This window comes from Paenibacillus sp. JT31N11 (assembly GCF_056269285.1).
The window spans coordinates 54,962-68,635 of record NZ_JBWDNQ010000009.1; the positions used below are offsets into that span (position 1 = coordinate 54,962).

Annotated in this window: 10 protein-coding genes; all 10 read right to left on the reverse strand. The window is 51.7% G+C overall.

Translation table 11 applies throughout. From position 1 onward, the window contains the following. Window positions 1–140: 140 nt before the first annotated feature. Window positions 141–1,136, reverse strand: coding sequence for a zinc-dependent alcohol dehydrogenase family protein (locus AC0YNV_RS26425; RefSeq protein ID WP_475770701.1), 996 nt, complete (start codon window positions 1,134–1,136; stop codon window positions 141–143). Between the two features lie 88 nt (window positions 1,137–1,224). Continuing rightward, on the reverse strand, window positions 1,225–3,456 hold the full coding sequence (locus AC0YNV_RS26430) for a DUF6259 domain-containing protein (RefSeq protein WP_475770702.1): 2,232 nt from the start codon (window positions 3,454–3,456) through the stop codon (window positions 1,225–1,227). A 28-nt stretch (window positions 3,457–3,484) separates the two neighbouring features. After that, window positions 3,485–4,309: a carbohydrate ABC transporter permease gene (locus AC0YNV_RS26435; protein ID WP_475770703.1), complete on the reverse strand. Its 825-nt coding sequence runs from the start codon at window positions 4,307–4,309 to the stop codon at window positions 3,485–3,487. A 24-nt stretch (window positions 4,310–4,333) separates the two neighbouring features. Next, window positions 4,334–5,221, reverse strand: coding sequence for a carbohydrate ABC transporter permease (locus tag AC0YNV_RS26440; protein ID WP_475770704.1), 888 nt, complete (start codon window positions 5,219–5,221; stop codon window positions 4,334–4,336). 72 nt (window positions 5,222–5,293) lie between these two features. Beyond that, window positions 5,294–6,718 (reverse strand): ABC transporter substrate-binding protein, encoded by a 1,425-nt coding sequence (locus AC0YNV_RS26445; RefSeq protein ID WP_475770705.1) that lies wholly within the window; start codon window positions 6,716–6,718, stop codon window positions 5,294–5,296. 166 nt (window positions 6,719–6,884) lie between these two features. Next, entirely contained in the window at window positions 6,885–7,028 is a 144-nt protein-coding gene (locus AC0YNV_RS26450; RefSeq protein WP_475770706.1) for a hypothetical protein, read from the reverse strand. 27 nt (window positions 7,029–7,055) lie between these two features. Beyond that, the gene (locus tag AC0YNV_RS26455) at window positions 7,056–8,165 is read right to left on the reverse strand and encodes a glycoside hydrolase family 172 protein (protein WP_475770707.1); all 1,110 of its coding nucleotides are present in this window, start codon (window positions 8,163–8,165) and stop codon (window positions 7,056–7,058) included. A 73-nt stretch (window positions 8,166–8,238) separates the two neighbouring features. Further along, window positions 8,239–9,903: a ribulokinase gene (locus AC0YNV_RS26460; protein WP_475770708.1), complete on the reverse strand. Its 1,665-nt coding sequence runs from the start codon at window positions 9,901–9,903 to the stop codon at window positions 8,239–8,241. A 157-nt stretch (window positions 9,904–10,060) separates the two neighbouring features. Then, window positions 10,061–11,068: a LacI family DNA-binding transcriptional regulator gene (locus tag AC0YNV_RS26465; protein WP_475770709.1), complete on the reverse strand. Its 1,008-nt coding sequence runs from the start codon at window positions 11,066–11,068 to the stop codon at window positions 10,061–10,063. 243 nt (window positions 11,069–11,311) lie between these two features. Beyond that, on the reverse strand, window positions 11,312–13,468 hold the full coding sequence (locus AC0YNV_RS26470) for a DUF4185 domain-containing protein (protein ID WP_475770710.1): 2,157 nt from the start codon (window positions 13,466–13,468) through the stop codon (window positions 11,312–11,314). Between the last annotated feature and the right edge of the window lie 206 nt (window positions 13,469–13,674).

A 13,674-nucleotide genomic window follows, 5' to 3' on the forward strand; every position in this document is an offset into this window, starting at 1 on the left:
TTCTTACTCAGTTCTTTAGCTAGATCAGGCTGCATACCGCAAGTACAATTTCCCGTCTGCCCTTGATCAGATCGCCTGAAATACCGATTCGATACTGTACTTGATTGTGGTTATGAAGGCGCCTCTTGCTCCATCCGCGTTCAGCGGATTTTGATTTGCACCTTGAGCAGCTCCGGATGTTTAGGGCGGGCCAGAAATTCGGGCGTTTCTTCCAGCGTGATCACATCGGATATCAACGGCTCAAGCGCGATCCGACCCTCCTTGACCCAGTCGAAGGCGGTCAGGAAAGTATAGTTTATGGCCATTGAACCCAGTATAGTCCAATCCTTATGATAGAGATCAAACGGATTGACCTTTATTGCCGCTTCTTTAGGGGTAACGCCAAACTGAAGATATTTTCCGGTTTTCCCCATATAAGCGAATGCGCCCTCGATAACGGCGGGAATGCCGGTGGCATCCACGACCGTATCGAAGGTCCGTCCTGCCAGCCGGGATTTATCCTTTGCATGAACGGCTTCGGTCGCTCCCAGGCTGAGGGCGAGTTCCAGCTTGCGGTCAGAAACGTCGACTACCGTTAAGCCGGATGCTCCGAGCCGTGAGAGCGATTGTATCAGCTGTAAGCCCATCGCGCCGGCTCCGAACAGCAGTACCGATTGGCCTGCCTGCAGCTGGAGGCGGTTCATCGCATGGACGACGCAAGCCATCGGTTCAATGAAGGCGGCTGTTTCGAATGACATCGATTCGGGGATCTTCACCACATTCCGTGCCGGTACCGACACATATTCCGCCATGCTCCCGTTCACCGTGTTACCTAGCGCTCCCCAATTCTCGCATTGATTACCCCGGTTGGTCAGACAGTACCTGCAGCAGCCACAGAAAAGGGACGGATCGGCAGTAACCCGGTCCCCCGGGCGAAAACCGTCTACACCATCACCGATCTCGTGAATGACCCCTGAAAATTCATGCCCCGGAATGATCGGATACGGGGAAAGAAACTCGCCTTCGAAGATGTGAAAGTCCGTACCGCAAATGCCGACCTGGACGACCTCGATAACGACCTCGCCGTGCTGCGGAGCCGGATACGGAACCTCCTGTATTACCGCCTGGTGCGGCTTCTCCATGACCAATGCTTTCATATCGGATACCTCTTTCCCTTGGTATTCTTTAAGATGCTTGTGGAGACCCCGTTTGAAACGGTCCCCTCTTTATCGCCGTTTGGCGATCCTAAGCGAGCTCGACCATCGCGACGCATCTGGCCGAAAGCTGAATCTTGGCCTCTCCAGAATCATTGACGGAGAGGTTGAGCTTTTCGGAATGTTCTCCCGCCCCGAAAAACTGGATCGTGATGCTGCCCCACACCCGGACCGGCAATGATGAGCCGTTGAGCTTCATTGTGACTTCCCGTTTGCCGTCGCTGACATTTGCGAAGAACAACCCGATGCTTTCCTCTTTGAATGCCCATGCGGAATGGATTACCGCATCAACCGTTAGTTCGCCGGTATCATTGTACTCCGGCGAATCCTTGCCGTGATTATAGTGGAACCATTCCATCCGGATTTGCGAGCTTTCGAATTCGAGGGGCCGCAACATCCGGCCGTAAGCCCAATACTTGTTGGCAGCACCTACCCGCAGCTCCGCGTATGCTCCGAGATAATCCGCGCGTTCGTCAGAGAACGCATATCCCCGCGGCTCGAACGGATAATAATGCTCTTCTGCCGCATTCTCCGCTCCTTGCAATGCCTCCATTGGGCTGTATTCATAATTCAGCTCATACAAGCCTCCCCACAAATACGTGCGGGCCACCGTGTAAAAGTACAGTTTGCCGATCTCCTGAACCAGCTTACCCCAGCCATCCATCCGGACAACGCCGTATTCATGATAAACATAAGTAAACAGCGGAATAAGTTCCGCTTCTCCTGATTTGAGCAGCGCGCGAAGGGGCCAGATTTCCAGCGGAGACGCCGGCTGCCCTCCCGCCCTCGCTTGATAGAAATCGATCAGGCCAATCATTGTCTCGTTCATCATTTCAGTGCCCATCGGCACGTACCGGCCGGCTGCGGCCGCCATTGCTTCTTTGGTGTCGGCATAGTTGCGGCGGTATGCCTCTTCGATCAAACGGCCGGCGCCGACCGGATGGCCGTGCGAGTCATCCATGCAGATTTTAAGAATATTATTGGCCGATATATCGTAGTAGATCGCATCCACATCGTTCGACCGCTGAAGCTCCACGTCTCGCCGAACATGAAAATCATGCGTATAGGGATGAGCGGGACAAATAAATGGAAACTTGTAAGCATCGATACTTTTCTTATTCTCGGGGAACTTCTGGGCTGCCGCTTTGCCCAGTTCGCCGTCCGCTCCCTCGAAATGATAGAGGTAGTCGAATTCGAAAGGCGCGTACTTGTCTCCGTATTCTTTCATGCAGTCCAGATTTTCTTGATTGAACCGTGTCGGAAACCAGTCGTCGAAGCCGCCTGGGACACCTTTGTAGAAGGTTTGCGGAGCATTCGTCCAGTCTGGACCGAGCACATGAAACATCGGTGTACGAATATGCTCGTGGTAGGCATGGAACCAGGGCGTCCTGTCGAAGCCAGCGTTAATGCCGAATGTTGAGACACCCATTTTCTTATACAGCCAGCTGCCGGCTTCTTCTTCAGTGCGATCGGCCAGCTTGCCATTGGCGCACCATCGCTGGGCTTGGGCCCAGCCTTTGTAACGGTCGGCAGCCTCGTACCAATCGTGCCCTTCCAACATCGCGACGTGAACCGCATAAAGAGGATGAATCCCCCTTCCTGCCCCCATATCCTCGCAGCCATGAATGAAGGAAGCTTCAAGCAGCCCGCTGCCGTTCTTGTAAAAATTCAACCATTTTGGACGTCCCTCCCCGTCCGGCGCGGAGAAATAGAGTCCTCCCCTGTTTAATCCGTAATAGGTAAAAAACTGCATTGACGCACCGGAGAAGCTCTCCGGGTATGGCATATAACGGAGCCCGATTCCGTCAGTGACGAAATTTTTCATCGGATTGCGCACCTTCACGCCGGTCGCAAACGAATGCGCGACGTAATCATCCCGTCCCTCATCGGTAATTGTGCCGAAGTCGGGAAATATGGGATACTCCAGACTCAGCAGCCTGAGATCCCCGGCATTATCCGCCTCGCAGCAAAATTCCAGCCCGTCGCCACCCGGCGAGAGCGCAATTTCCGCCCGCACCGTGACGCCGCTTTGCGTTCCCCAAACCAGATAAACCTGCTGCCCAGACTCTTCCGACCACTCGGATCGCCAATTGAACGATGCGAATGCGCCGCTGAAGCCATCGTCTGTTTCCAGCCGAAATGGGGAGCTCCCCATCGAACCGGAAATATATTGGATCCCCGCCTTCACATCAGACAGGCAGCGGACTGTTCCGTCTCTCTCGTCGATTTCCAGCCGGACCCGCTCGTTCTCAAGCACGATCATGCGCATCAACGCTCCTCTCTTCTAACGGTCATTTCAATCCAGATATTTTAATACCGGAGATGATATATTTCTGGAAAATCAGGAACAGCACGATAGTCGGAAGCGCCGACAGCGTGGAACCGGCCATCAGCATTCCCAATTCCGTTGCCCGTTCGGAACGGAACGTGGCGAGATACTGCATGATCTGGAACAGATGCGGATTCGTGATCGTCATGGTTGGCCAGATGAAGGAGTTCCAATACCCCAGATAGGCGCCGATGCCTACAATAACAAAAACAGGGAACGACATGGGAACGAAGATGCTCGTGAATATCCTCAATTTGCCCGCCCCGTCGATGAGTGCGGCTTCCTCCAGTGCCAGGGGGATATTCAGATAAAATTGACGGATGAAGAACATGGATGAAGCGGAAGCAATGCCCGGCAGCAGCAGCACCCAAAAGGTATCCAGCATATGCAGCTCGTTTACAACAATAAATGATGTCAGAAGAATGGCCATGCCGGGAATAAACATCGTCGTAATGACGTACAACCACATGAATCCTTTAAAGCGAAATTCCAGCCTTGCAAACACATAGGCGGCGGCCGCATTGACCGCAAGGCTCAATATGGCGAACAAGAGGGCTCCGCCGAAGGTGGTCAGCATGGACAGCCGGAAAGCGGGATCGCCCAGAATATCCGTATAATTGGCGATGATCCATTTTTTCGGAAAAAATCTGAACGGTGTGGCAAGCACCTCGGTTTTTTCCTTGAAGCCGGCAATTACCACCCATACCAGCGGGAACAGGGCAAGCAGGGTGAAGATGGAAGATATTGTTGTCAGTGCTGTTTTTTGAATGATTTGTCGCGATTGCATAAAGGTATCCTCCTTACTGCTTTATTAACCGTCAATCGCTTTTTCCGAATTGAGTACCTTGAAGATTATGGCCGAAATGCTGCCCAGCACGACGAATAGCAGGAGTGACGCGGCTATGGAATTGCCGACCATGACATCGTTTCGGAAATGGTTCAGAATATACAGATTCGGTGTCGTCGTTGAATCCAACGGGCCGCCGTTCGTCATGATCAATGAAAGCTCGTATTGCGAAATATTCGCAGTAAAGCCAGTAACCGTCAAAAACAGAATCACGTTTTTCAGAAGAGGGATGGTAATGTACCACATTTTTTGCCCAGGCCCTGCCCCCTCCAGTTCAGCCGCCTCATAATAGCTTTCGGGGATATCGTGCAGGCCCGCCAGCATAATCAACGTGGATAACCCGAAGCCTAGCCATATAGCCGGAACGGCAATGCTCGGAAGGGCTGATCCGACCTCAGCCAGCCAAGCTTTCGGCTCGGAGCCGAATAATCCAATTACATAGTTCGCCAATCCGCCCAGATAATCATAAATAAATACGAAAATCACGGAGGCCACGATGCCCGAAATAATGGTCGGAATATAGATGGAGGTTTTGACGAAGCCCGCCAATTTGGCGCTCATGCCCTTGATGATGTTTGCGAACAGAAACGATACCACCATGGTGGCCGGAATGACCATCAATGCAAACTTTATTCCCACCCATACGGATTTGCGGAATAAATCGTCGGTCAAAACAAAAATGAAGTTGTCCAGACCTACAAAACGGGACGGCTGATAAAAGCTCCAATTATAGAAACTGACCTTCAGCGAATAGAAAAAAGGGATGACGACGAATATGGTCAACAGGATGAGCAGCGGTGCCAGCAGCAGGTAAGCCGCGGAATTGTCATGCCGGTAATTTTTTTTAAACATAGCCTCACACCACCGTAATTTCGGGATAGGAAACCGTACGGGTTCTCTGTGCCCCCGAACGGTTTCAGGATGTTACTTTGCCTGCTTCGGATTCGTGCCTGCGAGCTTGGATTTGGTGATAAAGTCATTGATGTCTTTCTCTGCTTTCTCCAAAGCCTTGTCGGGATCCGTCCCTTTCATAGCCGACTCTACTGCCGTGGCGAATGCGATGTTGATATCATTTGGATAGATCGGCTCGGCGACGGCATACGGGATTACCTTCTCGACGATCATCGTGCGCCAAGGGTCCTTCGACGCGACCGGATCTGCTTTCATCGACTCATCCACCGATTTGCGGGGCGAGAATTTGGAAAATTGGCTCGTCTTGAAAAAATCAATCATGATATTCGGATCGCCGGCAAGCAGATAGCTGATAAAAGCCGCCGCTTCCTTCGGTTTTTTTGATTTGCCGTCAACAACCAGCGACCAGCCGCCCAGAGTTGCCGTCGTAGTTGAAGGATCGCCATCCCTGGAAGGCATCGGTGCGACGCCGATTTTGTCCAGCATGTTCTTGAAATCGTTGCGGAACAAGCCGATCGACCAGGAACCGCTGATTTCCTGCGCAACCTTGCCTTGTCCGAACGGTGTTGCATCGGCGTATCCGGAGAGCGCCTGCTTGGGCATAATGCCCGACCGGTAGGCTTCCGAGTAAAAATTGATTACCGACTTATAGCCGTCGTTCATAACGTCAGCTTTGGACCAGTCGTCCGTAAGCGCCAGATGGCCTGCCGCACCGTATTGCAAGCCCCATGAGGACCAGGCGATATCTCCCGCATTCGCGCCGGTAGCAAGACCGAAGATGCCCTTGCTCGTCAGCTTCTTTCCATTCGCGAGCAGCTCGTCCCAGGTAGTCGGCGGTTTCTCCGGATCCAGACCCGCTTTCTCATAAAGGTCTTTGCGGTAATAGAGCACGGCCGACGGCTCAACCAGCATCGGATAAGCATAAAATTTGCCGCTGGTTGAAACGAAATCCTTGATATTGTCATAAATATCGTCGAATTGGGCCGAGTCCATCAAATCGTCCAACGGCTGGATCTGTTCAAGCTTGGCGGAATTGGCAATGGAGCCGTAATTCATCGTATAAAGGTCCGGCGCCTTGCCTGCGGCTTGAGCAGCTTTCATTTTTTGCGCCCATGCGTCGCCAGGAACGATCTGCAGTTTAACCTCAATTTGGTCCTGCGATTTGTTGAAAGCGTCGGTCCACTTCTTAAACCAGGCATCCGTCGTCGGCTCGAATTTGTTCGCCCAGAATTCGACTGTAACTTTTCCCGCCGGTTCGGTGCTGCCCTCGCTGTTCGCAGCCTTTGTGCCGGATCCGTCGTCGGTCGTGTTGCCCGTGTTGCCCGTGTTGCTGTTGCCAAGACTTGATCCGCCGCACGCTGTTAGAACCATCGACAAAACCAGCATGACTGTAATAATTGCCAACCGGAATCTGACTTTTCCCTGTTTTGGTTGCATGTTGGAAAGCCTCCCTTTTTGTGTACATGCTTGCTATTTAAACGTGTTGCATTAAAACCATTCAACCGAAATGAAAAATGAATCCGTTTTCATATTTATGGCGATGCTTTGAGAAGATGATCCTTTCCGTGAACCGAGAAGAAGTTTGTTTAATTGGGCGATTCAGCTATATTTGCTGTCGATCCGTCACCCCTTTCAATGGATGTTTTCCCTTTGCCTCAAGCATCATCTGGCTTTCTTGACCATCGCCAGTCAGTCTGTCAGGAACAAGAGAAGGGCTGCAGCCGTCAATCCGAATCTTGCTTTCCATGCCAAACCTCCTCTCGACCGTCGCACGTCAAGGATTCGGATGACCGAATATTTTCATCAAGCTGTCCGGGTTGAACGGCTTGGTATCCGGATTGGGCAAGCGTTTGTCTATCTTTGGAAGAGGTGGGAACTGACGGTGGGGCTCCTGTTGGTACCAATAAGCTGTCGATGAGACATCGTCGCTTCGGTGATTGTTATGTCCGTGCTCTATGGTGACCTTTATGCTTTTGTCGAACATGATCGGATCGAGAATATGATACCGGTAGGTTGAGATTTTGCCGCTCCAGTTCGGTCCGCCGCCCATGATTATACCGTGATATGGGGTGCATACTTCCTGCTGCGGACACCATGCAGTATTAAAATAATCCTCCATGCCCGTTCCGTGAAGAGTTGGCGGCCAGGGCTCCCCGTCGATGAAAATCATATCGTCGCCTTCGCCGTACCAGTTCCATTCATTCGTATGGCGCAGGTTATCTACGTTGAAATTGCAACCGATATAATGTCCTTTTCCTTCGGCATCGAGAATGACATAGTTTCCATCTCCGGTCGTGTTTTTCCCACCGAATTCAAAGTAAGCATTATCGACGCTGTCTTCGGGTATGCCCCCGGTTGGATTTTCCCGGTGCCATTGCGCATGGAAGCGAAGCTCGTTGTCCGGCAACTTGTCATACTCCTCGTAATCGATGTAGAAGTAAAACTTGATGGGTAATTCCGCTTCACTCTCGATCTGGATTCTGGCATTGGTTCCATATGGCATCCTGAAAAAGCAATTGAACGCCTTGCCGTCTTCAGGACTCATCATAAGAGCGGCTGAAGTAAAATTCCGGGTCAAGCCGTGTCCCATTCCGAAGAAATCTCCGATCGGTGCCTCGACGCTGGGCGCCGTCTCTCCGTCCCAATACATCCGCATGACGATTTTGCGCGGAAGAAACACTTCATCAACCGGCGCATCTGGCGCCATGGTCATCCATATATGCGTGATAGCCCCGGCGCCTTCAATATGGCAAATCTCCGTTTTCTCGCGCGGCTTGATTGTGTAGTAGTCTTTGTTGCCACCTGAACGATCGTAGCTTGATACCCGCTTCCGCTTGCCGATTCTAACCTGACTCAGAGATGTAAGGCTTTGTTGTACGTCCATAGGGATAGCTCCTTTTGTTGTGTTGTTGAGTAGTATGCAATCGATTGCATTTATGACAAATAAACGGTTGGTTTCAGCCTGACTTGATCATTTTCAGCCGTTTCAGCATATCGCTTCCTCCACGGCCAAAGTAATTGTGAAGTCCAAGATATTCCTTGTAAAGCAGGTTGTAGATTTCCACATTTTCCGGAATCGGCTTGAATGTTTCCTCCCGGATGCGGGCCATATGCTTCGCCGCTTCGACAATGTTTTTATAGCCGCCTGACTCCATTCCTGCCGCCACCGCTCCGAACATCGCCGCTCCCAGCGCAGCTGTCTGCGTCGAGTCCGCAATCTTGATCTCTCTGTTGGTGACATCCGCATAAATCTGCATCAGTAGCCGGTTTCGCTGAGGAAGCCCGCCGCAGGCGTACAGTTCCTCTATGGCGACCCCGCCGTCCTGGAATGCTTCGATTATTTTGCGCGTTCCAAACGCTGTAGCCTCCAGTAGGGAGCGATAAATTTCTTCCGGCTTCGTTTGCAGAGTCAAGCCGGCTATGATGCCCGTAAGGTCTGCGTCCATCAATACGGAACGGTTGCCGTTCCACCAATCGAGCGCAAGCAAACCGCTTTCGCCCGGCCGCTGCCGGGATGCGCGGTGCTCTAGCCATTCATGGACGCCGACGCCATCCTCGAGCGCCATCTTCCGAACATATTCCGGCACGGCCTCATTCACATACCAGGCGAAAATATCACCTACTGCCGATTGTCCAGCCTCATAGCCGAAGCAACCGGCTACGATTCCATCTTCCACAACACCTGCGATGCCTTCCGCATGGACCTCCCTGTCGCTGAGCAGCAGGTGGCAGGTCGACGTTCCCATCGCAAGCACCAGCTTGCCCGGTGTTACGACTCCGACAGCCGGAACCATGGCATGAGCGTCAATATTGCCAACGGCAACGGCCGTCCCCGCCTTCAGTCCGATCAAGTCAGCCATTTTTTCGCTCAGCACCCCGGCTCTTGCTCCCATTGGCAGAATTGGTCCCCGCAGCTTCGTCGAGGCTAGCTTCTCCAGGCGGGGGTCCACTGATTTGAGAAACGCTTCCGATGGAAAACCTTCGCGCTTGTGCCAGGCAGCTTTGTATCCGGCCGTGCAACTGTTACGGACAAACGCTCCAGTCATCTGCATAACGACCCAGTCAGCAGCTTCCATGAAGGCATCCGCGCAATCATAGACTGGCTGCGCTTCATTTAATATTTGTAATACTTTGGGGAGCATCCATTCTGATGAGAGCCTGCCGCCATAACGCGCCAGAAATGTTTCCCCCCGTTCACTTGCTCTGGCATTGATCAAATTCGCTTCCTCTTGGGCGGCGTGATGCTTCCACAGCTTCACCCAGCTGTGAGGATTATCCCTCCACTCGTCAAGCAGACAGAGCGGAGTACCGTTCCCATCCAGCGGCATCATCGTACACGCGGTGAAATCAATTCCGATACCGATCACCCGCTCCGGACCGACTCCGGAGTCGCGAAGCACGGCAGGCACCGAGTGCATCAGTACCTCCAGGTAATCGTCCGGATGCTGAAGCGCCCAGTCTTGCTCCAGCTTTGTGCCCGAACCAGGAAGCGTATCATCGATAACACTGTGAGGATAAAGGGTGACATGAGTTGCCACTTCCTCTCCGGTCGCAACATTGACAAGCAGCGCCCGCCCCGATTCCGTACCGTAATCAATGCCGATGGCATATCGCTTTTCCATTCGTCCAACCTCCTATCTTTCCCGTGGAGCGGCCAGAGCATCGCGTATGTGCTATAATTCCGCCCCGGGCGGTTTCGGCTCTCCATTTCTGCAATCGATTGCAGATTAAAGCAGATTAAATTCTTCCTCTACTCGCGGATATCTCTCTCTTAAATGCTCACAAGATCTGATTGATTTCATTGCGGAATAATTCAAAAAAATGCTCCGCCGTATCTTCTTTTCGAATGCGCCCGAGAAGAATGTTCCCTACTTTCTTGCCCATGTCATATGGATGCTGATCGATATAGTAGATTCCGGAATTTTTGAGCAGAGATGCTGCCTCCACCTCTCCAAACGACGCGACAGCCATATCCTCCGGAATTTTCAGCCCGTTTCGCACAATTTCGAGCAGCACACCGAGACTCATTCGATTGTTGAGGGAAACAATCGCCGTAGGCCTTGGACTTGCGCTCAGCAATTTGCGGACCGCCCGAATGCCGCCCTCGGTGGAAAAATCGCCATTGAATACGATCGGATTGGGCTCCAGGCCATATTCACTCATAGCCTGAAGAACTCCAGCAAAGCGTTCACGGCTGGTGCTGACCCTGGGCGGACCATTGACGACGCCGATTCTGACATGTCCCTGAGCAAGCAGCTTGCCGGTCAACCGACTTGCGCCTTCTGTGTTGTCCTCAACGACGAGGTCCAGCTTCTTCCTTCCCGTGTCCGCAGATTTCAGCTTCCGGTCTACTAATACGATCGGCATTCCCGAACTGGCAAGGCGCTCTATCGTTTGATCGTTGCCCCCGGATGTCGCCAGAACGATCGCGTCAACCCGTTTCTCCTGAAACAGCTTCAGCAGACGGCTTTCCTTCTCGGCATTCTCATCCGAGCTGCAGAACATTAATTGAAAACCCTGTTGTTCGACTACGTCTTCGATTCCCCGGGATATTCCCATAAAATAAGGATTCGATATATCCGGGACGATCACGCCAATCATATACGTTTCGTCTTTTTTTAAGCTTCTGGCAATGGCACTGGGCCTGTAGCTCAAACGTTGAACTGCTTCCAAAACCCGTTCTTTAATTTCATTGCTAACATATCCACTTTCATTCAGAACCCGGGAGACCGTAGCTGTCGATACTTCCGCTTCTGCAGCGACTTGCTTTATTGTTGCTTTGGACAAACTTGTTCACCTCAGCTGCTTATGCCAATCCACAAAATATATGTAATCGATTACGTAATCGCTTACACGGCAATTCTAAGGGATGGAAAAGATCCCGTCAATAGTTTTTTTCATATTTACGATTGTCTGCATGAATCGCCCATTCCGATGTGCAATCGATTCCACTAAAGTCCCTCCCGGCAAAACGCGGCATGACGTATTGCGGTTTGTTCGGGAGGAAATCGTTATAGAGCGGTCGCTTATTTACTTCTGCACGAGAGTGGCTATGTTGGACAGCGATTGCAGGCTTGTAAGCGAATCTGCGACGAACAATTTCGCACTATAGCCGGAGTTGTTGCCTGGCATCATAAAACCAACTGTAAACGCTGCAGAGGCGCCAGGGGATACAGATTGTGTGAGACCGGAAATATTCTCGATCCCGCCTTTCTTGTCATACAGGACGAATACGATTGTGACAGGAACCTCAGAGACCGAATTGCTCTTAATATCCGCACTGGCCGTAACCATGCCTTTCTTAGGCAGCTTGCTCAGGATATTCCCGGATGCATCCTTGAATACCGCATTGTTGACCTCGTAAGCCGCCCCCTCTACTTTAATGGTTCTCTCGACCGGAACGGCAGCGTTTCCATCCGCATCAGAGACATTGTACGTTAGCGTAAATGTGCCCACCTTCGACGTATCGACGGCGCCTTCCACAACGATCTTTCTTGTCAAATCCCCGTCCAGATTATCCACTGCGGTTGCGCCCGGATCCTCGTATACGCCATTGAGCGGAATTTCGACCGACTTCTCTCCGTTCAACGTAATGACCGGTGGCGTGGAATCTACGGCAAGAAGACTGTAATCGTCGAGTTGTATCCAGGTATCCCCGTTTGCCCAAAATCCAGTATAGACCGTTACGGACGTATTAGCCCCAGAATTAAATCGGATCGATTGTTTGGTGTAATCGTCGAACCGGCTATAATTTATTTCCTTCAGGATCGTTCCGTCCGATCCCCTTACGCCGAAGTAGCCTGCGTTATTGTTTTGCGACGTGCGGATAAATCCGGTTAACTCATATTCCATATTCGGTGTGATCTGAACATTTTGCGTAACTGCGTTCCAGTCGGCCGTGTTTCTCAAGTAAGCGTTGTTGGCGCCGCTCTTGGAACTGGAATGGTTGCTGTCGATTCCTCCCATCCCGCTCTCCAGCGACCAAGGAGCTGATATCGTCCCTGTCGCTTGTTGTTCGAACGACGGATCGGAGAGCAGATTATTTGCCGGGCTGCCAACGTTCAAGGTCGCATGCATCAGAAAAACGTTATATGGTCCCCACTGCGACATCAGGAAATACAGATCCTTGCCATCCAGACTCCATGGATGGATGAAAGCACCGTATAGGGCCGGATATTCCTCGCCAGTCGCGATTTCCGATTCGCCCGACCACCCTTGCGTCAGTTCGGAAGAACTTCTGAGCACAATCGCAGCTCGATCTTCATTCAAATAAGTCATGATGTATTTGTCATAGTAGGAGTTATAGGCAACGGATAATTCACCGATGGGGCCGTCGATGACCGGTACCGCCGCATTCTCGTTGTTTAGAGACCAGCCGCTGCCGTTCCAGTACTGGTAGCTCTCTTTTTCCAGAACATCCGCTTGCGGGACTCTGGCCAGATAGGCGCTGTCAAAGCGTCCGACCGGAGTACCGAACATATAGATGTAACCGCCGTCTTTGATGTATGCCGCCTGTCCGAACTTGCTGTTCCCGTCCCATTTGACCCCGGATTTTGTCCAGGTCTGTCCATCGTCGTCCGAGTACGCGATCTCGCTGAAGTTGGTATTCCATCTACCAGCAGCTCCCCAATTTTTGATTTGCATATAGTGAATAAAATGTCTGCTGCCAACCGAAATCCCGGCTGTGGGAATGGCCGTATAATCGCCATTGCCGCTAGTGTTGTGATCGGAATGGATAACTTCCTTCGCGTAATCCGGCGAGGAAGGATCGGTGATCATCTTGGAGAATGCAAGGCCGTCCGTCAGATCGCTGTCTCCGGAGAGGGCTAGCACATTTCCTCTCCAGCCTGTTCCACCGCCTCCATCGCCAATCCAGCCGTCGAAGGAATCTCCGAACACAACCATGGTCTTCGGATTGGCGGGGTCCGTGGTTGCGTCCCAGACGATGCCCAGATCTGTACCCCCAAGTGCATAATTGGCGGCCGTCGAATTCGGATTGGGCAGATTTTCTCCTGCCGGAGTCGTTCCTGTAACTCTGGCGACCTTCGTCGCCTTAGTCCCGACCAGCTCGAATGCGGTCGTATCCGTCGCAGCAGGCTCGGCGGCGGCCGTAGCGGCAGATGAAACAATTAGCAGCACAGCAAATGCGATTTGAGCGATGATTTTCACATTTTTCATCGAGTTCATCTGAATGCACCTCCTAAAGGTATTTGAGCAATCGATTCAACATCTCACATTGGGCTAGTCTCTCTTTCTAGCAAAGGTTCACGCTGTTCTCTTCATAGATTGATCCTATCGCATCACCCTCTTCTTTTTCATTCTGCAATCGATTGCAGTTTGTCGTCATTGCATGTAAACGTTTACATATGATGCGATTTTGATTATAAATTCAT

What these genes read in the sequence shown, in the direction of transcription:
- AC0YNV_RS26445 (WP_475770705.1), bottom strand. Translation starts at nt 6,718, where the DNA reads ATGCAACCAAAACAGGGAAAAGTCAGATTCCGGTTGGCAATTATTACA.
- AC0YNV_RS26450 (WP_475770706.1), bottom strand. Translation starts at nt 7,028, where the DNA reads ATGGAAAGCAAGATTCGGATTGACGGCTGCAGCCCTTCTCTTGTTCCT.
- AC0YNV_RS26435 (WP_475770703.1), bottom strand. Translation starts at nt 4,309, where the DNA reads ATGCAATCGCGACAAATCATTCAAAAAACAGCACTGACAACAATATCT.
- AC0YNV_RS26470 (WP_475770710.1), bottom strand. Translation starts at nt 13,468, where the DNA reads ATGAACTCGATGAAAAATGTGAAAATCATCGCTCAAATCGCATTTGCT.
- AC0YNV_RS26460 (WP_475770708.1), bottom strand. Translation starts at nt 9,903, where the DNA reads ATGGAAAAGCGATATGCCATCGGCATTGATTACGGTACGGAATCGGGG.
- AC0YNV_RS26430 (WP_475770702.1), bottom strand. Translation starts at nt 3,456, where the DNA reads ATGATCGTGCTTGAGAACGAGCGGGTCCGGCTGGAAATCGACGAGAGA.
- AC0YNV_RS26425 (WP_475770701.1), bottom strand. Translation starts at nt 1,136, where the DNA reads ATGAAAGCATTGGTCATGGAGAAGCCGCACCAGGCGGTAATACAGGAG.
- AC0YNV_RS26440 (WP_475770704.1), bottom strand. Translation starts at nt 5,221, where the DNA reads ATGTTTAAAAAAAATTACCGGCATGACAATTCCGCGGCTTACCTGCTG.
- AC0YNV_RS26455 (WP_475770707.1), bottom strand. Translation starts at nt 8,165, where the DNA reads ATGGACGTACAACAAAGCCTTACATCTCTGAGTCAGGTTAGAATCGGC.